Source organism: Mesorhizobium sp. CA14 (genome assembly GCF_020165195.1).
Classification (GTDB): domain Bacteria; phylum Pseudomonadota; class Alphaproteobacteria; order Rhizobiales; family Rhizobiaceae; genus Mesorhizobium.
The window spans coordinates 18,315-41,495 of the sequence record NZ_JAIUHR010000038.1; the positions used below are offsets into that span (position 1 = coordinate 18,315).

26 protein-coding genes and 1 pseudogene are annotated in these 23,181 nt (G+C 63.6%); 17 read left to right on the top strand and 10 right to left on the bottom strand.

Annotation, left to right across the window (positions count from 1 at the left end; all coding sequences use genetic code 11):
* The first annotated feature begins 22 nt into the window (after positions 1–22).
* The 4 genes from LB565_RS27505 to LB565_RS27520 all read left to right on the top strand — a co-directional run bounded on the left by LB565_RS27505 (position 23) and on the right by LB565_RS27520 (position 4,095).
* Entirely contained in the window at positions 23–1,210 is a 1,188-nt protein-coding gene (locus tag LB565_RS27505; RefSeq protein ID WP_224589234.1) for an amino acid ABC transporter permease, read from the top strand.
* 4 nt (positions 1,211–1,214) lie between these two features.
* Positions 1,215–2,372: an amino acid ABC transporter permease gene (locus LB565_RS27510; RefSeq protein WP_224589235.1), complete on the top strand. Its 1,158-nt coding sequence runs from the start codon at positions 1,215–1,217 to the stop codon at positions 2,370–2,372.
* Between the two features lie 131 nt (positions 2,373–2,503).
* Complete coding sequence (locus LB565_RS27515; protein ID WP_176477089.1) at positions 2,504–3,253, top strand: amino acid ABC transporter ATP-binding protein; 750 nt, start codon at positions 2,504–2,506, stop codon at positions 3,251–3,253.
* Between the two features lie 173 nt (positions 3,254–3,426).
* Positions 3,427–4,095, top strand: a complete 669-nt coding sequence (locus tag LB565_RS27520) for a TIGR02117 family protein (protein WP_224589236.1) — start codon at positions 3,427–3,429, stop codon at positions 4,093–4,095.
* 57 nt (positions 4,096–4,152) lie between these two features.
* Here LB565_RS27520 and LB565_RS27525 read toward each other — a convergent pair whose 3' ends face one another.
* Together LB565_RS27525 and LB565_RS27530 are read right to left on the bottom strand one after the other, a co-directional pair.
* On the bottom strand, positions 4,153–5,382 hold the full coding sequence (locus tag LB565_RS27525) for an FAD-dependent monooxygenase (protein ID WP_224589237.1): 1,230 nt from the start codon (positions 5,380–5,382) through the stop codon (positions 4,153–4,155).
* 15 nt (positions 5,383–5,397) lie between these two features.
* Positions 5,398–5,643, bottom strand: a complete 246-nt coding sequence (locus LB565_RS27530) for a zinc-finger domain-containing protein (protein WP_224516141.1) — start codon at positions 5,641–5,643, stop codon at positions 5,398–5,400.
* Between the two features lie 251 nt (positions 5,644–5,894).
* On the opposite strand from LB565_RS27530, the gene LB565_RS27535 reads away from it, so the two are divergent.
* Both LB565_RS27535 and ppx read left to right on the top strand, forming a co-directional pair.
* Positions 5,895–8,090, top strand: coding sequence for an RNA degradosome polyphosphate kinase (locus LB565_RS27535; protein ID WP_224589238.1), 2,196 nt, complete (start codon positions 5,895–5,897; stop codon positions 8,088–8,090).
* Positions 8,087–9,622 (top strand): exopolyphosphatase, encoded by a 1,536-nt coding sequence (gene ppx / locus LB565_RS27540; RefSeq protein WP_224589239.1) that lies wholly within the window; start codon positions 8,087–8,089, stop codon positions 9,620–9,622. The genes LB565_RS27535 and ppx overlap by 4 nt, the downstream gene beginning before the upstream one ends.
* Positions 9,623–9,629: 7 nt before the next feature.
* On the opposite strand, the gene LB565_RS27545 is transcribed toward ppx, so the two are convergent.
* The 4 genes from LB565_RS27545 to LB565_RS27560 form a co-directional block, all read right to left on the bottom strand.
* The gene (locus LB565_RS27545) at positions 9,630–10,052 is read right to left on the bottom strand and encodes a DoxX family protein (protein WP_224589240.1); all 423 of its coding nucleotides are present in this window, start codon (positions 10,050–10,052) and stop codon (positions 9,630–9,632) included.
* Between the two features lie 139 nt (positions 10,053–10,191).
* The gene (locus LB565_RS27550; RefSeq protein ID WP_224589241.1) at positions 10,192–10,614 is read right to left on the bottom strand and encodes a DoxX family protein; all 423 of its coding nucleotides are present in this window, start codon (positions 10,612–10,614) and stop codon (positions 10,192–10,194) included.
* A 269-nt stretch (positions 10,615–10,883) separates the two neighbouring features.
* A complete protein-coding gene (gene fumC / locus LB565_RS27555; protein ID WP_224589242.1) occupies positions 10,884–12,281 on the bottom strand; it encodes a class II fumarate hydratase in 1,398 nt (465 codons plus the stop codon).
* A 105-nt stretch (positions 12,282–12,386) separates the two neighbouring features.
* Positions 12,387–12,866 carry a cupin domain-containing protein gene (locus LB565_RS27560; protein ID WP_224589243.1) on the bottom strand — a complete coding sequence of 160 codons (480 nt, stop codon included), beginning with the start codon at positions 12,864–12,866 and terminating at the stop codon, positions 12,387–12,389.
* 105 nt (positions 12,867–12,971) lie between these two features.
* On the opposite strand from LB565_RS27560, the gene LB565_RS27565 reads away from it, so the two are divergent.
* Positions 12,972–13,943: a LysR family transcriptional regulator gene (locus LB565_RS27565; protein WP_224589244.1), complete on the top strand. Its 972-nt coding sequence runs from the start codon at positions 12,972–12,974 to the stop codon at positions 13,941–13,943.
* A gap of 73 nt (positions 13,944–14,016) precedes the next feature.
* Here the strand turns inward: LB565_RS27565 and betI are convergent, their stop codons facing one another.
* Both betI and LB565_RS27575 read right to left on the bottom strand, forming a co-directional pair.
* Complete coding sequence (gene betI, locus LB565_RS27570) at positions 14,017–14,631, bottom strand: transcriptional regulator BetI (RefSeq protein WP_224589245.1); 615 nt, start codon at positions 14,629–14,631, stop codon at positions 14,017–14,019.
* A 118-nt stretch (positions 14,632–14,749) separates the two neighbouring features.
* Positions 14,750–15,502, bottom strand: a complete 753-nt coding sequence (locus tag LB565_RS27575) for an NIPSNAP family protein (RefSeq protein ID WP_224589246.1) — start codon at positions 15,500–15,502, stop codon at positions 14,750–14,752.
* A 227-nt stretch (positions 15,503–15,729) separates the two neighbouring features.
* On the opposite strand from LB565_RS27575, the gene LB565_RS27580 reads away from it, so the two are divergent.
* On the top strand, positions 15,730–16,389 hold the full coding sequence (locus tag LB565_RS27580) for a TetR/AcrR family transcriptional regulator (RefSeq protein ID WP_224589247.1): 660 nt from the start codon (positions 15,730–15,732) through the stop codon (positions 16,387–16,389).
* A 42-nt stretch (positions 16,390–16,431) separates the two neighbouring features.
* On the opposite strand, the gene LB565_RS27585 is transcribed toward LB565_RS27580, so the two are convergent.
* Complete coding sequence (locus tag LB565_RS27585; protein ID WP_224589248.1) at positions 16,432–17,052, bottom strand: hypothetical protein; 621 nt, start codon at positions 17,050–17,052, stop codon at positions 16,432–16,434.
* A gap of 189 nt (positions 17,053–17,241) precedes the next feature.
* Between LB565_RS27585 and LB565_RS27590 the strand changes: the two genes are divergently transcribed.
* Positions 17,242–18,372 carry a metallophosphoesterase gene (locus LB565_RS27590; protein WP_224589256.1) on the top strand — a complete coding sequence of 377 codons (1,131 nt, stop codon included), beginning with the start codon at positions 17,242–17,244 and terminating at the stop codon, positions 18,370–18,372.
* 52 nt (positions 18,373–18,424) lie between these two features.
* Here the strand turns inward: LB565_RS27590 and LB565_RS27595 are convergent.
* Positions 18,425–18,582: pseudogene (locus LB565_RS27595) on the bottom strand (CsbD family protein); the annotation flags it as partial.
* Positions 18,583–18,745: 163 nt separating this feature from the next.
* On the opposite strand from LB565_RS27595, the gene LB565_RS27600 reads away from it, so the two are divergent.
* The 8 genes from LB565_RS27600 to LB565_RS27635 all read left to right on the top strand — a co-directional run bounded on the left by LB565_RS27600 (position 18,746) and on the right by LB565_RS27635 (position 23,083).
* A complete protein-coding gene (locus tag LB565_RS27600) occupies positions 18,746–19,420 on the top strand; it encodes a glutathione S-transferase family protein (protein WP_224589249.1) in 675 nt (224 codons plus the stop codon).
* Positions 19,421–19,524: 104 nt separating this feature from the next.
* Positions 19,525–20,280 carry an SDR family NAD(P)-dependent oxidoreductase gene (locus LB565_RS27605; RefSeq protein ID WP_224589250.1) on the top strand — a complete coding sequence of 252 codons (756 nt, stop codon included), beginning with the start codon at positions 19,525–19,527 and terminating at the stop codon, positions 20,278–20,280.
* Between the two features lie 70 nt (positions 20,281–20,350).
* Entirely contained in the window at positions 20,351–20,671 is a 321-nt protein-coding gene (locus LB565_RS27610) for an ArsR/SmtB family transcription factor (RefSeq protein ID WP_224589251.1), read from the top strand.
* On the top strand, positions 20,668–21,450 hold the full coding sequence (locus tag LB565_RS27615) for an SRPBCC domain-containing protein (protein ID WP_224589252.1): 783 nt from the start codon (positions 20,668–20,670) through the stop codon (positions 21,448–21,450). Before LB565_RS27610 ends, LB565_RS27615 begins: the two co-directional genes overlap by 4 nt.
* Before the next feature lie 441 nt (positions 21,451–21,891).
* Complete coding sequence (locus LB565_RS27620) at positions 21,892–22,134, top strand: hypothetical protein (RefSeq protein ID WP_224589253.1); 243 nt, start codon at positions 21,892–21,894, stop codon at positions 22,132–22,134.
* Entirely contained in the window at positions 22,134–22,541 is a 408-nt protein-coding gene (locus tag LB565_RS27625) for a hypothetical protein (RefSeq protein WP_224589254.1), read from the top strand. Before LB565_RS27620 ends, LB565_RS27625 begins: the two co-directional genes overlap by 1 nt.
* Position 22,542: 1 nt before the next feature.
* A complete protein-coding gene (locus LB565_RS27630; protein ID WP_224589255.1) occupies positions 22,543–22,713 on the top strand; it encodes a hypothetical protein in 171 nt (56 codons plus the stop codon).
* A 40-nt stretch (positions 22,714–22,753) separates the two neighbouring features.
* A complete protein-coding gene (locus tag LB565_RS27635; RefSeq protein WP_224589257.1) occupies positions 22,754–23,083 on the top strand; it encodes a YkgJ family cysteine cluster protein in 330 nt (109 codons plus the stop codon).
* Positions 23,084–23,181 lie beyond the last annotated feature (98 nt).

Below are 23,181 nucleotides of genomic sequence, written 5' to 3' on the forward strand. Positions count from 1 at the left end.
TTCTCTTTCCAGAGGACGGTCCATGGCTTCGCAGGAAATACTTCGCGAGGAGCCGAGCCGCGGCTCCTTCATCAATGACCCGAGAATACGCAGCCTGTTCTTTCAGACGCTGGTTGTAATCCTGCTGTTCAGTTCGATCTGGTGGATCGTCCACAACGTCATCGAAAACCTCCAGCGTCTGCACATCGCGTCAGGCTTCGGTTTCCTCAGGAGCAGGGCCGGCTTCGACATTTCCGACACGCCAATCGCGTACACGTCCGACTCGACCTATTTCCGCGCACTGGTCGTCGGCTTGCTCAACACGATCATCGTTGCCGTCGCCGGCATCGTGCTCGCCACGATCGTCGGCTTCACCATCGGCATCGGCCGCCTGTCGCGGAACTGGCTGATCCGCAAGATCTGTACGGTCTATGTCGAGATCTTCCGCAACATCCCGCCGCTGCTGGTCATCTTCTTCTGGTATTCCGGCGTGCTCGCCGTGCTGCCGCCGCCGCGCGAAAGCATCCATCTGCCCTTCGGTTCTTTTCTCAACCAGCGTGGCTTCTACTTGCCGCGAGCTGTCTGGGGGGACGGCTCCTGGCTGATCGGCGTCGCATTGCTACTGGCCATTGCAATGGCTTGGTTCGTTGCCCACAGGGCGCGGCAGCGGCAGAAGGCAACCGGTCAGCAATTCCCGGTCTTCTGGACGTCGGTCGCTCTTATCGTCGGCCTGCCGGTGCTCGCCTTCCTGCTCGGCGGCATGCCCCTGACCTTCGATTTCCCGAAGCAATCGACCTTCAACCTGACCGGCGGCTTCTGGATCAAGCCGGAATTCCTGTCGCTGCTGCTGGCGCTTTCCTTCTACACGGCGGCCTTCATCGCCGAGATCGTACGCGCCGGCATCCGGGGTGTCAGCAAAGGACAGACCGAGGCGGCGGCGGCGCTCGGCCTGCGTTCCGGCCCGATTCTGCGGCTGGTGGTTATCCCGCAGGCGATGCGCATCGTCATTCCGCCGCTGACCAGCCAGTATCTCAACCTGACAAAGAACTCCTCGCTGGCGATCGCCATCGGCTATCCCGATCTCACCGCGACCGCCGGCACGGTGCTGAACCAGACCGGACAGGCGGTGGAGGGCGTGTTCATCATGATGATCGCCTATCTGGTGCTGAGCCTCGTGACGTCCTTTGTCATGAATATCGTCAACGCCAGAATGGCGCTGGTGGAGAGGTAGGGCCATGCAGGAACACGACATGTCCTGGGTGCGCACCGAGATGGTGCTGGCGCAGCCGGCGCCGCCGGAAGAACGCGGCGCCTATGCCTGGGTGCGCAAGAACCTGATCGGCTCGGTCGGCGACACCATCCTCACCGTGCTGGGCATCGCCATCGTGCTGTGGATCGTGCCGCAGGTTATCAACTGGGCCTTCATCAACGCCCAATGGAGCGGGCCGGACCGCACGGTCTGCACCACGGCCGCGCAAGGCGGCATCCAGCCCGATGGCTGGACTGGCGCCTGCTGGGCCTTCGTCAACGCCAAGTTCGGCCAGTTCATGTTCGGCACTTATCCCATTGAAGAGCGCTGGCGGCCGATCCTGGTCGCCATCCTGTTCGTGGCGCTGCTGGTCCCGATGCTGATCCCGCGCGTGCCGCGCAAAGGGCTGAACGCCATCCTGCTCTTCGTGGCGCTGCCGATCGTCTCCTTCTTCCTGCTGATCGGTGGCGTGTTCGGCCTGCCGTATATCGAGACCGCGCGCTGGGGCGGTCTGTTGATTACCCTCAGCCTCTCCTTCGTCGGCATTGCCGTATCGCTGCCGCTGGGCATCGTGCTGGCGCTCGGCCGCCGTTCGAAGATGCCGATCGTCAAATGGCTGTGCATCGTCTTCATCGAGATGGTGCGCGGCATTCCATTGATCACCGTGCTGTTCTTCGCCAGCGTCATGCTGCCGCTGTTCCTGCCGGAAGGCGTCACCTTCGACAAATATCTGCGAGCCTTGATCGGCGTGTCGCTGTTTGCCGCCGCCTACATGGCCGAGGTGATCCGCGGCGGCCTCCAGGCGATCCCGAAAGGGCAATATGAGGGCGCCGACTCGCTCGGCCTCGGCTATTGGCAGAAAATGGGCCTGATCGTGCTGCCGCAGGCGCTGAAGCTGGTCATCCCCGGCATCGTCAACACCTTCATCGGCATGTTCAAGGACACCAGCCTGGTGCTCATCATTTCGATGTTCGACCTGCTCGGCGTGGTAAAGCAGAATTTTGCCGATGCCAACTGGGCGACACCGCAGACCGCGAAGTCCGGCCTAATCTTTGCCGCCTTCGTATTCTGGCTGTTCTGCTTCGGCATGTCGCGCTATTCAATGTACACCGAACGCCGGCTCGACACCGGTTACAAACGCTGATGCATGCCGCCGCCCAAAGTGTAGCGGTTTTGGGGTAACGACATGCATCAAATCAAACGATAAAAGGGGAACCAGCCATGGCCACCGAAAACGCCGTCAGCGCGGAAGAGATCAAGGTCAACGCCGCCAAGATGCACATCTCAACCACCGATGTCGCCATCGACATCGTCGGCATGCACAAATGGTATGGCGAGTTCCATGTGCTGAAGGACATCAACCTCAAGGTGATGCGCGGCGAGCGCATCGTCATTTGCGGTCCCTCCGGTTCCGGCAAGTCGACCATGATCCGCTGCATCAACCGGCTGGAGGAGCACCAGAAGGGCAAGATCATCGTCGACGGCAAGGAACTCACCAACGATCTGAAGAAGATCGACGAGGTGCGCCGCGAGGTCGGCATGGTGTTCCAGCACTTCAACCTGTTCCCGCATCTCACCATCCTGGAGAACTGCACGCTGGCGCCGATCTGGGTGCGCAAGATGCCGAAGAAGCAGGCCGAGGAAATCGCCATGCATTTCCTCAAGCGCGTCAAGATACCGGAACAGGCCAACAAATATCCGGGCCAGCTCTCCGGCGGCCAGCAGCAGCGCGTGGCGATCGCGCGTTCGCTGTGCATGAATCCGCGCATCATGCTGTTCGACGAGCCGACATCGGCGCTCGATCCGGAAATGATCAAGGAAGTGCTGGAGACGATGGTGGGGCTGGCGGAAGAGGGCATGACGATGCTCTGCGTCACCCACGAAATGGGCTTTGCCCGCAAGGTCGCCAACCGCGTGATCTTCATGGATCAGGGCCAGATCGTCGAGCAGAACACGCCGGCCGAGTTCTTCGACCATCCGCGCCATGAACGCACAAAACTTTTCCTGTCGCAGATCCTGCACTGAGCGGGCGCAATCGCTAAATTTTCGGAAGCCCGGCTGGAAACAGCCGGGCTTTTTTTGCATTCGGGCGATCGGACAAGGATCGGCTCATTTTTGGTTGACGCTCCTAAATCGTCGAGCCTGATCGTCCAGGCCTTCCTAAAATCGCCCCAGACAAGATGGAACCATCGCATCCGATGAGACGAGTTCTGCGATATCTGGTGATGCTCTTGGGAGCGGTGGTATTTGCCGCCGCGCTCGGCACGCTGGTGCCGCGCCCGCTCTGGCCGGCTGCGCGGGCCGAAGGCGAGGGGACGCGGCACATATTGGTGTTGAGGAATCCGATTCACACCGACATTGCGATACCGGTCGATGATGACGTGCGCCGGCGATTTGCCTTCCTGGCCGATGCCGGCCTGCCGACCGACGCGGCGGAGGCGCGGTATCTCATCTTCGGCTGGGGCGGCCGCGCCTTCTATCTGGAGACGCCGACCTGGTCGCAACTGAAGGCCATGCCGGTGCTGAAGGCGCTTACGCTCGACGCCGCGGTGATGCATGTCGATGTCGCGGGCGCTATTCTTGAGCCGCATCCGGATGTCGCCGGTTTTGACATCGATGAGGAACATTTCTCGGCGCTGCTCGACTATATGGCGGCAGGCTTCCGGCAGGGGCCGGGCGGACCGGTGCCGATCGAAAATGCGGGCTATTCAACTTACGACCGTTTCTACGAGGCCAACGGCCATTTCAACGCGCTGGTCGGCTGCAACACCTGGACGGCGGCGGCATTGCGCACTGCCGGCATCCGGACAGGTTTGTGGAACCCGCTGCCGGTGTCGTTGGGTTGGTCGCTGAGCCTGTACAATTAGCAGCGCCTCATTCCTTTGCCTCCTCTATCCCGCCAGTCTATCCGGCCGTCGGGCGCGCTACCGCCTCACTACCTTCCGCTCTTCCCAGCCATAGAGCCAGTCCAGGTCCGCCGCGAGCTTGTCCGCCGGCAGCGCCGCCAGCACCAGGTTGCGCGCGATCGCCACCGGTCCCCGGGCATGCCAGGCCAACCGATTGAGAGCGCCGCGCTTAAGCACCTTTTCGACGCGTGGGCGTCGAAGATTCTCCCATACAGCAAGGCTCTGCTTCAGGTCCGGAAAATCTGCGATCAGATTGGCGAGCATCGCGGCGTCCTCGATCCCCATGGCCGCACCCTGCGCCGCGAAGGGCATCATGGCGTGCGCGGCATCGCCGATCAGTGCCACTCCCTCCGACATGGTCCAGCGCCGCTGCGCGACCGTGTGGATGGGGAAGGCCGTCCACGGCCCGGCAAGCGCCGCCAGCTTCGCCAGCGTTGCCGCCGTACCCCTCATGGCTGCTGAAAGTATGGCGGGATCGGCATGCCCGGACCAGCCTTCGGCGATGCGCTCGCCCCTGGTGAAGGCGGCAAGGTTGAAGGCGCTGCCCCTGCTCACCGGATAGGCGACCATGTGGAAGCCGGGATGCAGGAAGGTGGTGACGCAGTCGGTGGCTCCGATCTCGGCAAAAGCGCTGCCGGCGGCGCTTTCCGCCGGGACCGTCGCGCGCCAGGCGAGCTCGCCCGAAAAGCGGCTTGCCGCAAAACCGGTCGTCCGGGCAAGCTGGGCGCGAACCGACGACCAGACACCATCGGCCGCGACCAGCAAACCGCACGCGACATCCGTCGCTTTGCCGTCGATTTCGACCGTCGTGGTAACGCTGTGCGGGTCGAAGGCAATGCCGGTGACGCGCCCGCCGGTGACAAGCTCGATGTCCGGCCGCAGCGCCACCGCCGCCATCAGCGCCGTCTGCAGGTCGGCGCGGTGCGCCACGAGATAAGGCGCGCCCCAGCGCTTTTCTGCCGCTTCCCCAAGCGGCACGCGCGCCAGCTCTCGCAGGCTTCTTGCATCCTTCAGCACCACCGCTTGCGGCCGGATCGCATTGGGCAGCAGGCGGTCGAGCACACCGAGTCGCCGCAGGATGCGGGTTGCGTTGGGGGAAAGCTGGAGGCCGGCGCCGGCCGCTTCGAGTTGCCTGGCCTGCTCGAACAGTTTTACCGGGAAGCCACGCTCGGCAAAGGCAAGCGCCGCCGTCAGCCCGGCAATACCAGCCCCGGCGATGACGATCTGCCGGGACGGTGTTTCAGTCATGGTCGAAAGCGACGATCAGGCGGCCTGGTCGACATAGAGGCAGCCGGCCGGCTGCGTTTCCGTTGCCTTCAGCGACGGCGAATAGCGGTAGAGCGTCGAGCAGTAGGGGCAGACCTTCTCATCGTCGTCGCCCATGTCGAGGAACACATGCGGATGGTCGAAAGGCGGGTTGGCGCCGGTGCACATGAATTCCTTGACGCCGATCTCGATGACCGGATGGCCCGCGTCGTTCTGGAAATGGGGAATGCTGCCGCCTGCCATCGTCGTCTCCAATTGGGTTCGGCCAGTGGGTGTGACCAGCCTGCATCTGGAGCATAACAGCCAAGTTTGCAAGATCGATGAAATCAAACTGTCGCAAAAGCCTGCCAGAGGATAAGTTGAGCCGGTTAAGCGCGTGAGGCCGGCGTCGGAGCGATTCCGTGACGATCGTGCGTCACAAAGACATGCTAGAGCGTCGCCGAACGCCAATATGCGGCGCTCCCAAGGACGGTTGCGGGCAAGAGCGGGAAACTATGAACGAACTGAAGCCGGTGCAGAGCGAGTTCATCACCGTCGAGGCGGCCAGCCCGGACGGCGGCAATCCCGACCGTTTCGTCAACCGCGAATTCTCCTGGCTGCAGTTCAACCGCCGCGTGCTGGAAGAATCGCTGAACGAGCATCATCCGCTGCTCGAACGCGTGCGCTTCCTGTCGATCTCAGCCGCCAATCTCGACGAGTTCTTCATGGTGCGTGTCGCTGGCCTTGCCGGCCAGGTGCGCGAGGGCATCGCCTTGAAAAGCCCGGACGGCCGCACGCCCGAGCAGCAGCTCGAGCAATTGCTGCGCGAGGTCGAGCGCCTGCAGGAGGACCAGCAGAAGAGCCTCTCGGCGCTGATGACGTTGCTCAACAAGGAAGGCATCGAAAGCATCACCCGCGACGCGCTCACCAAGGATGAGAAGGCCTGGCTGGAGGAACATTTCCAGGAGCAGGTTTTCCCGGTGCTGACGCCGCTGTCGATCGACCCGGCGCATCCGTTCCCCTTCATCCCCAATCTCGGCTTCTCGATCGCCCTGCAACTGCGCCATCGCAAGAACGGCGAGGAGATGAGCGCGCTGCTGCGCCTGCCGGTGGCGCTCCGGCGCTTCATCCGCTTGCCCGACCGCAAGCACCATGTGCGCTTCATCCCGCTGGAGGAAGTGGTCGGCATCTATATCGGCAAGCTTTTCCCCGGCTATGAGGTCAAGGGCTCCGGCACGTTCCGCATCATCCGCGACAGCGACATCGAGGTCGAAGAGGAGTCGGAAGACCTGGTGCGCCTGTTCGAAACGGCGCTGAAGCGGCGCCGCCGCGGCTCGGTGATCCGCATCGAATTCGATACGCTGATGCCGGCCGCGTTGCGGGATTTCGTCGCCGGCGAGCTCGGCGTCTCGTCGAGCCGTATCAGCGTGCTCACCGGTCCGCTGGCGCTCAACCAGATATCCGAGATTGTTGCCATTCCGCGCGACGACCTCAAATTCACGCCCTACAATCCGCGCTTTCCCGAGCGCATCCGCGAGCATGGCGGCGACTGCTTCGCTGCCATCCGCGAGAAGGACATCGTCGTCCACCACCCCTACGAGTCGTTCGACGTGGTGGTGCAGTTCCTGCGCCAGGCCGCCGCCGACCCGGAAGTGGTGGCGATCAAGCAGACGCTCTACCGCACCTCCAACGACAGCCCGATCGTGCGCGCGCTAATCGACGCCGCCGAGGCCGGCAAGTCGGTCACGGCGCTTGTTGAGCTCAAGGCGCGCTTCGACGAGGAAGCCAACATTCGCTGGGCGCGCGACCTCGAACGCGCCGGCGTACAGGTCGTGTTCGGCTTCCTGGAGCTGAAGACGCACGCCAAGATGTCTTTGATCGTGCGCCGCGAGGATGGCCGGCTGCGCAATTACGTGCATCTCGGCACCGGCAACTACCACCCGGTTACCGCCCGCATCTACACCGACCTGTCCTTCTTCACCACCGACCCGACGATCGCGCGCGATGTCGCGCAGCTCTTCAATTTCATCACCGGCTATGCCGAGCCCGCCGAGGAGATGCGCCTTGCCGTATCGCCCTTCACATTGCGCAAGCGCATCCTGAAACACATCTCGGACGAGATCGTCCATGCCCGCGACGGCCGGCCGGCGCGCATCTGGATGAAGATGAATGCGCTGGTCGATCCGACCATCATCGACGCGCTTTACGACGCCAGCCGCGCCGGCGTCGAGGTCGACCTCGTCGTGCGCGGCATCTGCTGCCTGAGGCCACAGGTGCCGGGCCTTTCCGAGAACATAAGGGTCAAATCGATCGTCGGCCGTTTCCTCGAGCACAGCCGCATCTTCTGCTTCGGCAACGGCCACGGCCTGCCGTCGGACGAGGCGATCGTCTATATCTCGTCCGCCGACATGATGCCGCGTAATCTCGACCGCCGCGTCGAAACCCTGGTGCCCATCACCAATCCAACTGTGCATGAACAGGTGCTTGGCCAGATCATGCTGGGCAATGTCATGGACAACCAGCAAAGTTTCGACGTATTGGCTGACGGCACCTCCCGGCGCGTTGTGCTGGAGGAGGGCGAGGAGCCGTTCAACGCGCAGGAATATTTCATGACCAATCCGAGCCTCTCCGGACGGGGCGACGCGCTGAAATCGCATGCGCCCAAGCGCATTGCCCAGTTCAAGCGCCGCAAGAAGAACGCCGCCGCGTGATTGCAGTTTCCCAGGGCCGGCTTCAGGACCGGCGGCCGCTGTCGATCATCGACATCGGATCGAACTCGATCCGCCTTGTCGTCTATGAGGGGTTGGCGCGCTCGCCCACGCTCCTGTTCAACGAGAAGATGCTGGCGGGTCTCGGCCGCGGCATCGTTTCGACGGGCAAGCTCGACCCCGAGGCGGTGACGCGCTCGATGGAGGAATTCCGCCGGTTCCGCGCGCTGTCGGACCAGGCGGGCGCCGAGCATATGTATGTGCTGGCAACGGCCGCGGCGCGAGAGGCCGGCAACGGCCCCGATTTCATCCACCGCGCCGAAGATGTGCTGAAGACCGAGATCCGTGTGCTCACCGGCCGGCAGGAGGCCTATTATTCGGCGCTCGGCGTCATTTCCGGCTTCCATCCGGCCAACGGCATCGCCGGCGACCTTGGCGGCGGCAGCCTCGAGCTGATCGACATCAATCGCGAAACGATGGGCGAGGGCATCACGCTGCCGCTCGGCGGCCTGCGCCTGCAGGATATGGCGAAGAACTCGCTTGTCCAGGCGCAGAAGATCGCGCGCCAGGAGCTGTCGCGGGCAAAGCTGCTCAAAGGCGGGCAGGGCAGGGTCTTCTATGCCGTCGGCGGCACTTGGCGAAATCTCGCCAGGCTGCATATGGAGATGACCAACTATCCGCTCGGCGTCATGCATCACTACGAGATTTCGGCCGACAGCGCGCAGGCCTTCCTCAAGCAGGTGGCCAGGGGCGAGGTCGAGAAGGTGCGCGGCATCGAGGGCGTATCCAAAAACCGCCGCTCGCTCCTGCCTTACGGCGCGGTCGTGCTGCAGGAGATCATGGCGGCGATGCAGCCCTCGAAGACCGTCGTTTCGGCCCAGGGCGTGCGCGAGGGCTTCCTCTATTCGCTGCTCGACGCCGAGGAGCAAAAGGCCGATCCGCTGATATCGGCGGCCGAGGAACTGGCGCTGTTGCGCTCGCGCTCGGTGCACCACGCACATGATCTGGTCGAATGGACCGGGAAGGCGTTCAAGGCGTTCGGCATTGACGAGACCGAAGACGAGGCGCGCTACCGTCATGCCGCCTGCCTGCTCGCCGATATCGGCTGGCGCGCCCATCCGGAATATCGCGGCAGGCAGTCGCTCAATATCATCGCGCATGCCTCCTTCATCGGCGTCGATCATCCCGGCCGCGCCTATCTGGCCCTGGCCAGCGCCTATCGCCATGACGGCATCTTCAACGACGGCATAGCTCCCGAGATCAAGGCGCTCGCGCCGCCGCGCCTGCTCGAGCGCGCCCGCGTGCTGGCGGCGATGATGCGTGTGGTCTATCTCCTCACAGCGGCGATGCCCGGCGTGATGCCGAGGCTGAAATGGGAGAGTCGCGGCAACGGCGCGCTGGTGCTGGTGCTGCCGGCCTCGCTCGCCGACCTTTATGGCGAGCGCCCGGCCGGCCGGCTGGCGCAGCTCGCGCGCATCACCAACCGGCGTCTGGTGCTGGCGGTCGAGGGCGGACCAAGTGTGTCGGTGAAATAGGGCCGGCTCAGGTCACTTCGGCGCCGAGGCCGAAACCGCGCCCGTCCGCCGACCATGCGCCGGCGCCAGCCATGGCGAGCGCCAGGAAGCCGCCGGCAATGGCGATGTCCTTCATCAGCATCTGCTGGTGCAGGAAGGCGAGGGTCGCATCGTCGCCGCCCTGGCCGTAGTGACCGATGAAGCCGGCGGCGATCGAGAAGGCGGCAAGCAAGAGCGCCACGATCCGCGTCTGGAAGCCGACCAGGATCAGCAATCCGGCGATCAGCTCGAACAGGCCGGTGCCCCAGGCTGCAAGAGTCGGAAGCGGCAGGCCGAGGCCGGCGAAATAGCTGGTCGTGCCGGCGATGTTGGTGAGCGCCTGGAAACCGGAGGGCACGAACAACACGGCGAGCAGGAGCCGCGAGACGAGAAGCAATGCGTTGCGGGGCATTGGTCATCTCCCTTGCCGGAATCAGGCCGGCTGCCGGCGCAGTCTACGCCTACAACCGGAAAACGAAAAAGCGGTGCGGAAAATTCCGCACCGCTTTCGTTTCGGTTTGGGAGGAATGCTTCAGTGTGAGAGGAAAAGATCAGCCGCGCTTGGCGTCGATCGAATAGGCGCCGGCGCCCGAGGAGGCGAGCAGGATGAAGCCGCCGGTGATGGCGAGGTTCTTGAGGAACTGGATCATCTGCATCTGGTCGGCCCAGCCGGTGTGAGCGACCAGCCCGGTGGCGATCGTGAAGATCGCGAGCACCCATGCGGCGATCCGCGTCTGGAAGCCGACGAGAATGGCAAGGCCGCCGAGCAGTTCGATGAGGCCGACTACCACCGCAGTCACGGTCGGCAACGGCAGGCCGAGGGCGCCGAAGTATCCGGCGGTGCCGGAAATGGCGGTGAGCTTGCCGAAGCCAGAAAGCAGGAAAATAACGGCGAGCAGGATGCGGCCGAGCAGGATCGTGGTGGAGCTGTTGGACGCGGCGCTCGTACCGGCGGCGGAAGTGTTGATGGACATGGCGAGTCTCCGATTGGCGTTTGAATGCCCAGCCAGATAGACGACGAAGACTGTTCACTAAAGTCGCCTATGCGGCGACACATTGTTCACAGAAAAATGTTCCTGCCTCCCGCTCACGCACGCGAAAATCGTGTGGCCAGGTCCAGTTAGGGAGCAAATTGTGCTGTCACAAAATCTCCGTCACTTTGTCATCCACGGGCGGAGCAAGGAGCGAAGCGACGCGCGCAGACCTGGAATAGCGGCCTCGTGCGCCTTCCCGCGTCGTGAAATTACCCCGGATGCGTCATGTCCTCCGGCCGCACCAGCCGATCGTAATCGGCTTCGCTGACCAGCCCGGTGGCCAAGGCTTCCTCGCGCAGGGTGGTGCCGTTCTTGTGCGCGGTCTTGGCGATCTTGGCGGCGTTGTCGTAGCCGATGGTCGGCGCCAGCGCCGTCACCAGCATCAGCGAACGTTCGAGCGCCGCCTTGATGTTGTCCTCACGCGCCTCGATGCCCACCACGCAATTGTCTGTGAAGGAGACAGAGGCGTCGGCAAGCAGCTGCACCGACTGCAGGAAATTATAGGCCATCAGCGGGTTGTAGACATTGAGCTCGAAATGGCCCTGGCTGCCGGCGAAGGCAAGTGCTGCATTGTTGCCGAACACCTGCACGCAGACCTGCGTCAGCGCCTCGCACTGGGTCGGGTTGACCTTGCCGGGCATGATCGAGGAGCCCGGCTCGTTTTCCGGCAGCGAAAGTTCGCCGAGGCCCGAGCGCGGGCCGGAGCCGAGCAGGCGGACGTCGTTGGCGATCTTGAACAGCGCCGCGGCCGCCGCGTTGATCGCGCCATGCGAGAACACCATGGAATCATGCGCGGCCAACGCCTCGAACTTGTTTGGCGCGGTGACGAAGGCGATGCCGGTGATGGCGGCGATGCGGTCCGCCACCTTTTCCGCGAAGCCGACCGGCGCGTTGAGGCCGGTGCCGACGGCGGTGCCGCCTTGCGCCAGCTCCTGCAGGCCGGGCAGCGTCAGCTCGATGCGCTTGATCGAGGAAGCGACCTGCGCGGCATAGCCGGAAAATTCCTGGCCGAGCGTCAGCGGCGTGGCGTCCTGGGTGTGCGTGCGGCCAATCTTGATGATGTGGTTGAAGGCGCGGGCCTTGGCGTCAAGCGCCTTGTGCAGGTGGTGCAGGGCAGGGATCAGGTGATGCGCGACCCGCTCGGCGCAGGCGATATGCATGGCCGTCGGATAGGTGTCGTTGGACGACTGGCTCATATTGACGTGGTCGTTCGGGTGCACCGGCTTCTTCGAGCCCATCACCCCGCCGAGCATCTCGATCGCCCGGTTGGAGATCACCTCGTTGGCATTCATGTTGGACTGCGTGCCCGAGCCGGTCTGCCAAACCACCAGCGGGAAATGATCGTTAAGCTTGCCGTCGATCACTTCCTGCGCCGCCTCGACGATCGCCTTGCCGATGGCCGGATCGAGCCGTTTCATCTCCATGTTCACTTCGGCGGCGGCGCGCTTGACGATGCCGAGCGCGCGCACGATCGAAGCCGGCTGTTTTTCCCAGCCGATCTTGAAATTGCCCAGCGAACGCTGCGCCTGCGCGCCCCAATAGCGGTCGGCCGCCACCTCTATGGGGCCGAACGTATCGGTTTCGGTTCTGGTCTTTTCAGCGCTCACGGCAAGTCTCCGATCTGTCGATTTGGGCAACGGCGTATCGCGTTGCACAAACGGCATCAAGCGGAGATTGCGGGGGTGAAAGATGCAAATCGGTTGAAGGGAAGCTCACCCCATCGGCGGCCCGACAATGTCGATGCCGTTCTCGGCGCACAGTCTCGTCAGCGCCTCAATCATCTCTGGCGTCGGCACCGCCGCCGGCGGCAGGTCCGGCCGTTCGGCCGGGCGGCTAGCCTTTCGCACCATCGTCTCGAAGTCCGAACCGCGCGTCACCGTGAGCGTGCGCGCGCCTTCCGGAGACTCCACCCGGTAAGCGTGCGGCAGGCCTTTTGGCGCGAGCACCGTTTCGCCGGCGTCGGCAATCCGCTCGCGGCCGTCAAGGACGAAACGTATCCGGCCTTCAAGGATATGAAACACCTCGTCCTCATTGTGATGCACGTGCAGCGGCGCGGAATCGCCGTAGGGCTGGCGGTGTTCGATGACACAGATGCCGTCCTCGCCATCGGCCGACGAAACCCGAATGGTGACGAGCGTGTTGTTGAACCAGAGGAGTTCCTTGCCTGCGATCGTTGTGTTGATCATTGTCATCAGTGCTCTCCTTGTTGGGGACCGACAAAGCGGCTTCGAGGGCGACTTAAAGCAAGGGCGAGCCGGCGATGGAAATCGAATGATCGTATGGGGCGGATTGATGCGATGAATTTGAACGCGCTCGACCTCAATCTGGTGAGGGTGCTCGATGCGCTTCTGCGCGAGAAGAGCGTGACGCGCGCCGGCGAGCAGATCGGCCTTAGTCAGCCTGCGGTGAGTGCGGCGCTCAACCGACTGCGCCATGCGTTGAACGACCAGCTCTTCGTGCGGCGCGGCAACGACATGGTGCCGACACCGCGCGCCGAAAGCCTGGCGGAGCCGGTGCGCGCAGCGCTGCGCGAGATCGAGCGCGCCTTTCAGCCTGCGACCGATTTCGATCCGGCAAGGTTGGAACGAACCTTCACCTTCATGGGCGCCGATTTCTTCTCCATGCTCCTGATGCCGCCCTTTGCCGCTCGCATCGCGGCGGTGGCGCCTGGTGTCTCGTTCCGCTTCCTCGACAGCGCCATAGGTGACGTCTCGAAGCTGCTGCAGGAGGATCGGATCGACCTCGCGCTGGAGCGCCCGCTTGAGGTCGCGGAGTGGGTCTCGAGCGTGGCGCTGTTCGGCTCGCCCTTCGCCGTCGTCGCGGCGAAAGACAATGCCGCTCTCGGCCGGGCGGGCATCGCCGAGGGCGAAGAGGTGCCGATAGAACTCTTTTGTGCGCTGCCGCACGCGCTGCGCTCCATCGATGGCTCGATGTCGGGTTTCACCGACGATGCGTTGGGCAGAATGGGCCGGGCGCGCCGCGTCACGCTTGCTTTGCCGCATTTCCAGGCCGTTGCGCTGGCGGTGGCGAGCGGGCCCTATCTGGCGGCCGTTCCAACGCAGTTCGCGGTTCAAGCTGCAAAATCCTTGCCGATTGGTATCTATCGAGCACCGATCTCGATCCCGTCGCCGGCCGTCAGAATGTACTGGCACGCGCGCCGCGACGATGAGCCACCGCATCGCTGGATCCGGGAGCAGATACTCGATGAGGTGGGAAAACTCGGCTTCAAGGACTGGGACGCTCCCGCGAGTGCTCACCCAGCGGTATAGCCGTAATTGGAGCGGAATGCAGCGCCGAGCAACGCGGGCGGTCAAGCGCGGGAGCTACCACCGAGTATGAGCTTTATCCGGCCGAGGCTAACCCGACCGGCCCGGGATGGCGCAGCGCCAGCCGGCCCGCGACGAAATCCTTGACCTGGCGCACGGCCTGCTCGCGCGTGACGCTGCCTGGCTGCAGGCCAAGCCTGAGCCACAGTCCGTCGATCAGGGCGGTGACGCCGAGCACGATCTCGTCGGCCGCTTCCGGCAAAGCGAGGCCGCGCAGGCTGGACAAGAGGTTCGAGCGCATGCGCGCGTGGATCACCTTCTGGATGCGCGCCAGCTTCTCGTCGCGCGCCACCTCGGCGCAGAGCGACAGCCAGGCGTGGCAGAGCGGCGGCAGGAACAGGTGCTCCTCGAAATCGCCCTCGATCACGGCGTCCACCCGTTCCATCGGAGACCGCGCCCGCTGCAGCCTGGCGACCACGGCGTGACAGAGCACGGCGTTGGCTTCGCGCATGGCGTGCTCGAACAGCTCCTGCTTGTTGCGGAGATAATGCAGCACGATGCCCTTCGAGGCGCCGCCCTGGGCCGCGACCTTTTCCAGCGTCGCGCCAGCGATGCCTTCGCGCTCCAGAACAGCGAAGGCCGCCTGCCGCAACTCCTTGCGGCGTATGTCGCTGAGGCGCGTGAGTTTCACCGGACCGATCTCTCCGGATCCCGTCTGGTGGTGGGCGCAGGACTGCGGCCACAACCCGCATTGGGAAGACCCGGCCTTTGTCGCCGCGGCCATAGCGGGTATGTTGCCTCGCGGCTGACTATCTCAACAGCGACCGGGTCGTCGGCGTCAGGCGCAACGTCTCTGCTGGCTTCGTCGAAACAGCTTGCATGGTTTCACGAACCGCTTGCCATGCCGGCGAAGCGGCGAGGGCGGCCCGATAGCTCGCATGGGCGTTGCCATCGTCGAAATCGATGACTGCGATGAAGACGTTGTCGGCGGCACGCACAGGCAAACGCGGAAATGTGTTTTCGGCGTGCTCGCTGATGAACGCGCCGAGCAGCCGGGCACCGTTTGCCGCAAGCTGAGGAACCGCCTGGAAACGCTCGCCAAAACCGGCCTCGGCACCCGGCTGCAAATGATGAATTGAGATCTCAACAAAGCCGGGCAAGCGGCTCCGGTCGCTCATAGTTTCGGCCTCGGCAACTGTCGGCCGAAGCAACCCTGAGAGATCGAACGCCGCATCCGGCCAGGCCGGCTTCAGCAACAGCACGTCGTCGGAATCGATCATCGTCGCATTGGCGGCATCGCGATGCGCGGCCCAGACCGGCCCGCCATAGAAGGCACTCAGCGCGTCCTTCCTTGTCTCCATATCCGCGAAGCCGCGCAGCCAGACGAACATGTCGGGTCGATCGAGATCGCGGAACTGGCCGATGACGGTCAGGCCGGTCGCTTCCTGCGTTTCGACGAGCTCCCGGTCGAACAGCGCGATCAGCGTTTCGCGCTGCCCGGGCTTCAGCGTGTATTGCCTAAGCTCGACGACGGGTGAGGCAAGGCGGGAAGGTCGGTTCATGGCCAGAATCTCAAAACAGGATGATTATCCTGTTTATAAACAGACCGGTTGTCCTGTTTTGTCAATCTGCTATTTTCTTCCCTTCTCCCCTTGTGGGAGAAGGTGGATCGGCGCGCAGCGCCGGGACTGATGAGGGATGGGTGACGGATCGCCGTCATTGCCAAGCTGGAGCACCCTCATCCGTCGCCTTCGGCGACACCTTCTCCCACAAGGGGAGAAGGTGGGAGATGGCGATAGGCAAAAAGCGCACCAACAATCCGGACGGCATGCGCCGACGCGTCCTCGACGTGGCGGAAGACACCTTCCAGGCGCGCGGCTACCACGCCTCGAGCCTCGGCGATCTGATGGCGGCGGCCGGCGTCACCGGCGGCGCGCTGCACCATCATTTCCCGACCAAGAAGGCGCTGGCGCTGGCGGTGATCGAGGAACGGGTAGCGGCAGCGGTCCGGGAAACCTGGATCGACCCGGTGCTGGCGGCGCCTTCGGCTCGCGAAGGCGTGCGGGCCGTGTTCGAGGCCGTGGCCGAAGAGCTCGAGCAACAGGGCTATGTGCGCGGCTGCCCGCTCAACAATCTGGCGCATGAACTGTCGCTGGCCGACGACGAGTTCCGCCTGGCGCTGGCCAGGATCTTTGCCGATTGGCGGCGGGCGATCGCTGACAAGATCCGGGCCGACCAGCTGGGCGGCGGGGAGAGCGCAATCGATCCGGAGCGTTATGCGGCGCTCACCGTGGCGGCCTATTCCGGCGCCATGTCGATGGCCAAGACATCGCAGGACGCCGGAGTGTTGCGGGAGTGTTTGAAGGGGGTCGAAAGTTTCGCACTATCGCCACCGCAGGGCAGGTTGAAGCGCCGGCGTCGCGTGTTGCCACGGCCGAAGGTCAGATAATGCATGCGGTGAGGGAAGGATCGCGTCGACGACAATGACGCCTCACTCCCTCAACGGCTTGATCGTCTCGAACCCCACCTCGCTCTGTGCGCTCGTCCCTTCATCATACCGCCGCGCCAGCACCGCCTGCAGGTCGGGCGAATAGAGCGCGGTGAAGGTGTCGATGACATTGCCATTATCGCCGGTGATCGTTTCGCCGACCACGAGCACGTTGTATTTGCAGTCGCCGAGTTTATAGGTGTCCTTGCCCTTGACGGCTAAAGCCAGAATCTCGGTGCCATTCGGCGCCTTTTTTGAGGACAGCCGCACGAATTCGGTCTTGCTCTTGGCGCCCGCCTTCAGCGGGAACAGCTTCTTCAAGTCGCCGAGCGGGATCATCGAGAGCCGCCCAGTGTCGCTGTCGCGGAACACTTCGATCAGCCCGGCATAGAGATACTGCGTCTGCGGTGAGTCTGACTCATATTTGTTGGTGACCGCGACCATGCCGCCGGGCGCTGGGCGGAATTCGCTGCGGATACCGGGCTTTTCGAGCACGAAGCCGGCTTTCGCGGATTTGCCGTCGACGCAATCGGCAGCCTGCGCGGCGCCGGCGAGCATGGCGAACGTCATGCCGATTGTGAGGGTCTTCAGGCCTTCCTCCCCTGGATGCATGTTCCAAAGCAATGACAGACCCCCGCCGCGCTGTCGATCCAACGCTTTCATGCCTTGGCATGAAAAGTCTCCAGCGCGATGGCCGGGAACTGGACGAGGCGGTCCGCAAGAGCTTTTCATGCCTTGGCATGAAAAGTCTCCGGCGCGATGGCCGGGCATTAAACTGGACGAGGCGGTCCGACGGTGTTTAATCGGGTGACGATGAATCGCCCTTCGCCAGCAACCGTTTCGCGCCGCATCTTCATGGCTCAGTTGGGAGGCTTCGCCGCCGCCTGCGTTCGTCCGCGCACGGCCTTCGGCCAGACCGGCAAGCGCATCCAGCCGATCGACGCCACCTTCCTTTTCATCGCCGATATCCATGCCTGCCGCATGGCGAGCGGACTCAGCCCGAACTGCCTGCAGGAAGGCAAGACCGATGCAGCACTTCTGCGCAACGTCGCGGCCTTGAACGCGATTGCCGACAAGAAGTGGCCGGCCGAGATCAACGGCGTCTCCACTGGCCTCCATTCGGCCGGCACCCGCATCGGCACGCCGCTCGGCCTCGTCACCGGGGGCGACATCACCGACGACGGCGGCGGCCAGGTCACCGAGCCCAGCGAAGGCACGCAGCTTCTGCAGTTCTCCCAGCGCTATCAGGAAGGCATCGGGCCCGACCGCGTCCATATCCCGGTCTATGTCGGGCTCGGCAATCACGATCTCGACCAGAACGGCTCACCGCCGCATGTCGAGTGGTATCGCCGCGAATTGCGCGACTACGTCGAGGTCAATCATCGCCCCGGCGTGTTCTTCAGGCCGCCGGTGCCGGCAACCGAATACGATGTCGACACCGACTGCTATTCCTGGGACTGGGGCGGCTTGCACCTCATCCAGATGCACCGCTTCGCCGGGGACACCGGCCACGGCGTACCGAGCAGCCTGCCCTGGCTGAGGCAGGACCTCGCCACCTATGCCGGCGACGGTCGTCCAGTTGTCCTGTTCCAGCATTATGGCTGGGACACTTTCTCGACCGAGCGCTGGGACCCGGTGAAACGCACCTATGACGACGAGGGCGCCGGCCGTCCGCACTGGTGGGGCGAGACCGACCGTCAGGCGCTGCTGGCCGCAATCAAGGGCTACAATGTCATCGCCGTCTTCCATGGTCACCAGCACCAAGTGCCGATGATCTACCAGCGCGACGGGCTCGATATCGTCAAGCCGAAGGCCGCGTATCTAGGGGGCTTCGCCCTGGCGCGGGTGACGGCCGGCAACATGGATGTGGTATTGGGCGAGGCGGTCGGCGATCACGGCGAGATCGTCTTCACCAACGCCTTGGCCAAGCAATTCCAGACATGAAACGGCCGCCTCCTGGCGGCCTCTTGCGACCAAAACCAGAACACCTTGCGGACTTATCCTTCACGTCGCCACAGGTCTTCTGCACCTTGCCGGCGAGCTTGTCGGCGGCGCTTCAGATCTGGGTTCGCCGGCGGTGGCCTTGCCGGCCGCCTGCTTGACCGAACCCTTCATTTGCTTGGCAATGCCGGCGACCTGATCCCTGTTCACCATGCGCGCATCTCCTGGGTCTGGATGAGAGCTGGATGCGAGAGCCGCATCCGGCAGCCAAACGAACAGAGTTTGTGGTTCCACAAACCGGCGTTGCGACAATGACTTTCGGCACGAAGGTGAAGCGGCTAGGTTGGGCCGCAACCTGCATGAGGAGAGGTCAGTCTTGGCTGAATTCACACTCTATATCGGCAACAAGTGCTTTTCCTCCTGGTCGTTGCGGCCCTGGGTGGCGATGAAGCACCTGCAGATACCTTTCGAGGAGGGTTTCGTGCGCCTGCGCACGCCGGAGACCGCCGCCAACCTCGCCAAGATCTCGCCGACCGGCCTGGTGCCGGTCCTGGATCATAAACTGCCGAAGGGAGGAGGCAGGATCGTCTGGGAGACCCTGGCCATCCTCGAATATCTGGCCGATCTCTATCCAGAAAAAAGGCTCTGGCCGGAAGAGCTCGGCGCCCGAGCGCTGGCGCGTTCGGTGGCGACCGAGATGCACTCCGGCTTCCGCGAGGTCCGTTACGGCTGGCCGATGAATCTGCGCCGGCCGAAATCCCACAAGCCGCTCGATGCCGAGGGCGAGGCGCAGCGGGCCAGGATCGAAGCGATCTGGCGCCGGTGCCGCGAGCAATATGGCGAAGGCGGCCCGTTCCTGTTCGGCCATTTCACCGCGGCCGATGCCATGTATGCGCCTGTGGTCACGCGCTTCGACACTTATGGCGGCGGACTGGCGTCCGTCACCCGCGCCTATGTCGACGCGGTGTTGGCGACGCCGGCGATGCAGCACTGGTATGCGGAAGCGGCCAGAGAGCCCTGGCCTGAACCCGGGCCGCACGAACAGGATTGAGCGCGAGCCCCGTCCGCAAATTGCATCAACTGCTCGGATGGGGGACTTCAAGCCTTAGCTGCGCGGCCTATGTGATGGGACGGATCGGGCTCTGGAGATTCCTCATGACAACTGCAAATTCACCGCTCACGGACAAGGTCGCGCTTGTCACCGGCGCTTCGTCCGGCATTGGCGAGGCCACCGCAATGGTCCTTGCCGCGGCCGGCGCGAAAGTCGCGGTCGCCGCCCGTCGTGCCGATCGCCTCAAGGCGATAGTTGCGCGCCTCGAAAAGGCGGGCGGCAAGGCACTCTCCATCGAAGCCGACCTCGCCAAGGGCGGCGATATCACCGCGATGGTCGACAAGGCCGTATCCGAATGGGGACGGCTCGACATCCTCGTCAACAATGCCGGCGTCATGCTGCTTGCCCCCGCGGCCGAAGCCGACCTCGACGATTGGCGGCACATGATCGAGCTCAATCTGATTGGCCTCATGGCAACCACCAAGGCGGCGCTGCCGCACCTGAAGACTTCCAAGGGTCATGTCGTCAACGTCTCCTCGGTGGCCGGCCGGGTCGCCAATCCCGGCGCCAGCGGCTATGCGGCGACTAAGTTCGGCGTCGTCGCCTTCTCGGAGTCGCTGCGCCGCGAAGTCTATGCCGACAAAGTGCGCGTCACGGTCATCGAGCCCGGCCTCGTGCGCACCGAACTCGGGGACCACATCACCAACGCGCAATCCAAAGCCGGACTCGAACACCGCCTCGCCACGATGGAAGCACTCACTGCCGAGGATATCGCCAACGCGATCCTCTATGCCGTCAGCCAACCGCCGCGCGTCAACGTCAACGAGATCCTGATCCGCCCGACCGACCAGGAACGCTGAGGCGGCAGGTCAAGCAGAAATTGACGGGAGCCGTCGTTCGGCATAATATGTAACCGAATGGATACGCATTATGCCGCAAGCTGAGCAAGACCGTTCCGTCTTCCGCGCCATCGCCGATCCAACGCGGCGCGCCATCCTCGACCGCTTGCGAAAAGGCCCGGCGCCGGTCAACGAGCTGGCGTCCGCCTTCGCGCAGAGCAGGCCTGCCATTTCCAAGCATCTGAGAATCCTGCGTGAACTCAATGTGGTCTCCGAGCGGCGGCAGGGCCGCGAACGTGTCTACCAACTGGAGCCGGCGGAGTTGAAGGACGTCGCGGACTGGATTCTGCCTTACCGCGGTTTCTGGCAGCAGAGCCTCGGCAACCTGAAATCCTATCTGGAGAACGAATGATGGCCGTCAGCGACAGACCGCGCGCAATCGCCGACGTTTCCACGGGCACCATCCTTGCCGCGGTGACGATCGCAGCGCCGCCGCAGCGCGTATTCCGCGCCATCACCGCCGAGGATCAGATCCCCCTCTGGTGGGGCGCCGACAACATGTATCGGACGACGAAGCACGTGGCTGATGTCCGGCCGGGCGGCGCGTGGCGCTCCGAGGGCAAGGGCTCCGACGGCCAGGAATTTCACGTCGGTGGCGAGTATATCGAGGTTGAGCCGCCGCATCGGCTCGTCATGACCTGGAAGGCGCCCTGGGACGGCGACAACATCACAACCGTCAGCTATACGCTGGAGGCGGTCGAAAACGGCACGCGGCTTACGTTGCGCCACGAGGGCTTCGGCCAGCGCCACGACTCCTGTCGCGATCACGGCTCGGGCTGGGAACGGGTGCTGGACTGGCTTGGCGACTTCCTCGCCAAGGAGACCGGTGCCAAGCCGCTTTCGGTCTTTCATTGCCGGCTGATCCCGCCGCGCCCGGATTTCGCTTTCACCTTGACGGAAGAGGAGCGGGCGCTGATGGCAGCGCATGCCGATTATCTGCGTGGCAAGCTCAACGAAGGCGCGGTGATCCTGTTCGGTCCTGTCGCCGATCCGGCAGGTCCCTGGGGACTTGGGATTGTCCGCGCCAGAGACGAGGCCGAAGTCAAGGCTCTTACGGATGCCGACCCGACAGTGCGCTCAGGCCGCGGTTTTCGCTATGAAATCCTGCCTATGATGAGCACGATCATGTGACGCAAAAACGCCTCTCGCGCTTTTTACGGTGCGGGAGGCGTCTTTTGTCAGCTCTCGTGAGATTGCTCTCTTGGATTGCTGACCATATTCCAATGTGCGGATGCCGGATTGGTTCCGGCCGTTCGCGTTTTTTTTTCGGAAGCTGGCGGCCATTTTTCGATATCAGTACCGGCACGATAAAGCTCAACGTCACCGCGGCAGCCCGCCGACTGCTAGGCCGACGTCTTTGTCGCTAGAAGCGCGGCTACGAAATGGCTGCGGACACGTCCGCCGACCAGTTGCAGGTTGCCTTAGCGAAACCCACTTAGCCGTAACCAGCGATGTAACTGGCATCGCCAATTGCGAAAGAAGGTCGGGCCGATGTCTGACTTTTTCGTTTCCAGGAGTGGATTGTTCGTCACGGCTTGATTGCGATGTGCTAAGCAGCCCGCAGAAATGTGAATGCTCCGAACCAGGAAGAAGATTTTGTCCCTAATTCCGAAAACATCGCGCGATCAGGCCGAGTCCCTTTTCAGCAAGTCGCGGACCCAGTCGATGTCGCTCAACCGCATCATGTCCGAACGGGATGCCGTCGGCCAGGCGAGGGAGGCCAAGACCGCGCGCCTGCGCGAACTGCGGCTGGAGAAGGAAGCAGAGACGGCTGCCCTCGCTGCCCCCGCCTCGAAACGCGCAAGCAAAGCCTGATGGCCACCAAACGCATCCCGCCAAGGCCGATCGCGGCCGACTCGACCATTGCCGATATGGTCGATGTTCTGGACAAGCCAGTCGAATATGTCCGGCGCGTCTTGGAGAAGCTGGAGCGCTGCAGGCGCGTCCATGGCGATGCCCAGGTGCGGCTTGGTGTGCGCAGCCGTGCCGAATGCCCGAACTATCTGATCGAATATGTGCGAGAGGATCGCAAGACCCACGAACGCGTGGCCCATTGCGATGCGGCCTATAGCGGCAGCACGCATCGCGAACTGGCGCCGCATCACATCGAGGAGACCAGGAACTGGTCACCGGAGGAAATGAACATTACGGCGGTTTCGGCGCTGATCGGCCGCCTGCGCAATCCGCGTGCACCGTCACCGCATGTCGCTGAAGAGAACTGATATGGCCATAAGATACTCCGCCAAGGGTCAGCCTGCCGAAAAGCCGACCAAGCCGTCTGCCGCAAAGCCGGGCCAGCCGGTCGCAGCTCCGAAGGCCGACGGACCGGTCGCGACCGATCTATTCGAGAGATCGGCAGAAGCGCCGCCGCGCAAGACGGGCAAGAAGAAATAGCGCCTTGCGGCACGACTCCGGCCACAGCCGCTTTCCTTGGCTGCCGGATCCGGCGGCCAAGGCAACAGCCGCCTTCGATTGCCAGAGCTGCGGCGCCTGCTGCGCCTATTCGGCCGAATGGCCACGCTTTTCGACCGAGGAGGATGAGCAACTCGATCGTATCCCGGCCGAACTGATAGCCGCCGACCAGTCCGGCATGCGCTGCGAGGGCGCGCGGTGCTCGGCGCTCACCGGCGAGGTGGGCAAGCATACGGCCTGTGGCATCTACGACCTGCGCCCCGATGTCTGCCGTGCCTGCATGCCCGGCGGCGACGACTGCCTGATGGCGAGGGCAGCGCATGGGCTGGCGCTCGCTAATCTCCCCCCTTGAGGGCATATGCGCTAAGATAGCTTTGGCATGGCTTGAAACTTGCGCTTTCGTGGTGGCTCGCGCCAACGATGTCGCAAGGCATGGAGATTTCGGCGCAG

Excerpts from the sequence above, each read along its gene's own strand:
- LB565_RS27505 (WP_224589234.1), top strand. The coding sequence starts at position 23 with ATGGCTTCGCAGGAAATACTTCGCGAGGAGCCGAGCCGCGGCTCCTTC.
- LB565_RS27510 (WP_224589235.1), top strand. The coding sequence starts at position 1,215 with ATGCAGGAACACGACATGTCCTGGGTGCGCACCGAGATGGTGCTGGCG.
- LB565_RS27515 (WP_176477089.1), top strand. The coding sequence starts at position 2,504 with ATGCACATCTCAACCACCGATGTCGCCATCGACATCGTCGGCATGCAC.
- LB565_RS27520 (WP_224589236.1), top strand. The coding sequence starts at position 3,427 with ATGAGACGAGTTCTGCGATATCTGGTGATGCTCTTGGGAGCGGTGGTA.
- LB565_RS27525 (WP_224589237.1), bottom strand. The coding sequence starts at position 5,382 with ATGACTGAAACACCGTCCCGGCAGATCGTCATCGCCGGGGCTGGTATT.
- LB565_RS27530 (WP_224516141.1), bottom strand. The coding sequence starts at position 5,643 with ATGGCAGGCGGCAGCATTCCCCATTTCCAGAACGACGCGGGCCATCCG.
- LB565_RS27535 (WP_224589238.1), top strand. The coding sequence starts at position 5,895 with ATGAACGAACTGAAGCCGGTGCAGAGCGAGTTCATCACCGTCGAGGCG.
- LB565_RS27545 (WP_224589240.1), bottom strand. The coding sequence starts at position 10,052 with ATGCCCCGCAACGCATTGCTTCTCGTCTCGCGGCTCCTGCTCGCCGTG.
- LB565_RS27550 (WP_224589241.1), bottom strand. The coding sequence starts at position 10,614 with ATGTCCATCAACACTTCCGCCGCCGGTACGAGCGCCGCGTCCAACAGC.
- LB565_RS27560 (WP_224589243.1), bottom strand. The coding sequence starts at position 12,866 with ATGACAATGATCAACACAACGATCGCAGGCAAGGAACTCCTCTGGTTC.
- LB565_RS27565 (WP_224589244.1), top strand. The coding sequence starts at position 12,972 with ATGAATTTGAACGCGCTCGACCTCAATCTGGTGAGGGTGCTCGATGCG.
- LB565_RS27575 (WP_224589246.1), bottom strand. The coding sequence starts at position 15,502 with ATGAACCGACCTTCCCGCCTTGCCTCACCCGTCGTCGAGCTTAGGCAA.
- LB565_RS27580 (WP_224589247.1), top strand. The coding sequence starts at position 15,730 with ATGGCGATAGGCAAAAAGCGCACCAACAATCCGGACGGCATGCGCCGA.
- LB565_RS27590 (WP_224589256.1), top strand. The coding sequence starts at position 17,242 with ATGAATCGCCCTTCGCCAGCAACCGTTTCGCGCCGCATCTTCATGGCT.
- LB565_RS27605 (WP_224589250.1), top strand. The coding sequence starts at position 19,525 with ATGACAACTGCAAATTCACCGCTCACGGACAAGGTCGCGCTTGTCACC.
- LB565_RS27610 (WP_224589251.1), top strand. The coding sequence starts at position 20,351 with ATGCCGCAAGCTGAGCAAGACCGTTCCGTCTTCCGCGCCATCGCCGAT.
- LB565_RS27615 (WP_224589252.1), top strand. The coding sequence starts at position 20,668 with ATGATGGCCGTCAGCGACAGACCGCGCGCAATCGCCGACGTTTCCACG.
- LB565_RS27620 (WP_224589253.1), top strand. The coding sequence starts at position 21,892 with ATGCTCCGAACCAGGAAGAAGATTTTGTCCCTAATTCCGAAAACATCG.
- LB565_RS27625 (WP_224589254.1), top strand. The coding sequence starts at position 22,134 with ATGGCCACCAAACGCATCCCGCCAAGGCCGATCGCGGCCGACTCGACC.
- LB565_RS27630 (WP_224589255.1), top strand. The coding sequence starts at position 22,543 with ATGGCCATAAGATACTCCGCCAAGGGTCAGCCTGCCGAAAAGCCGACC.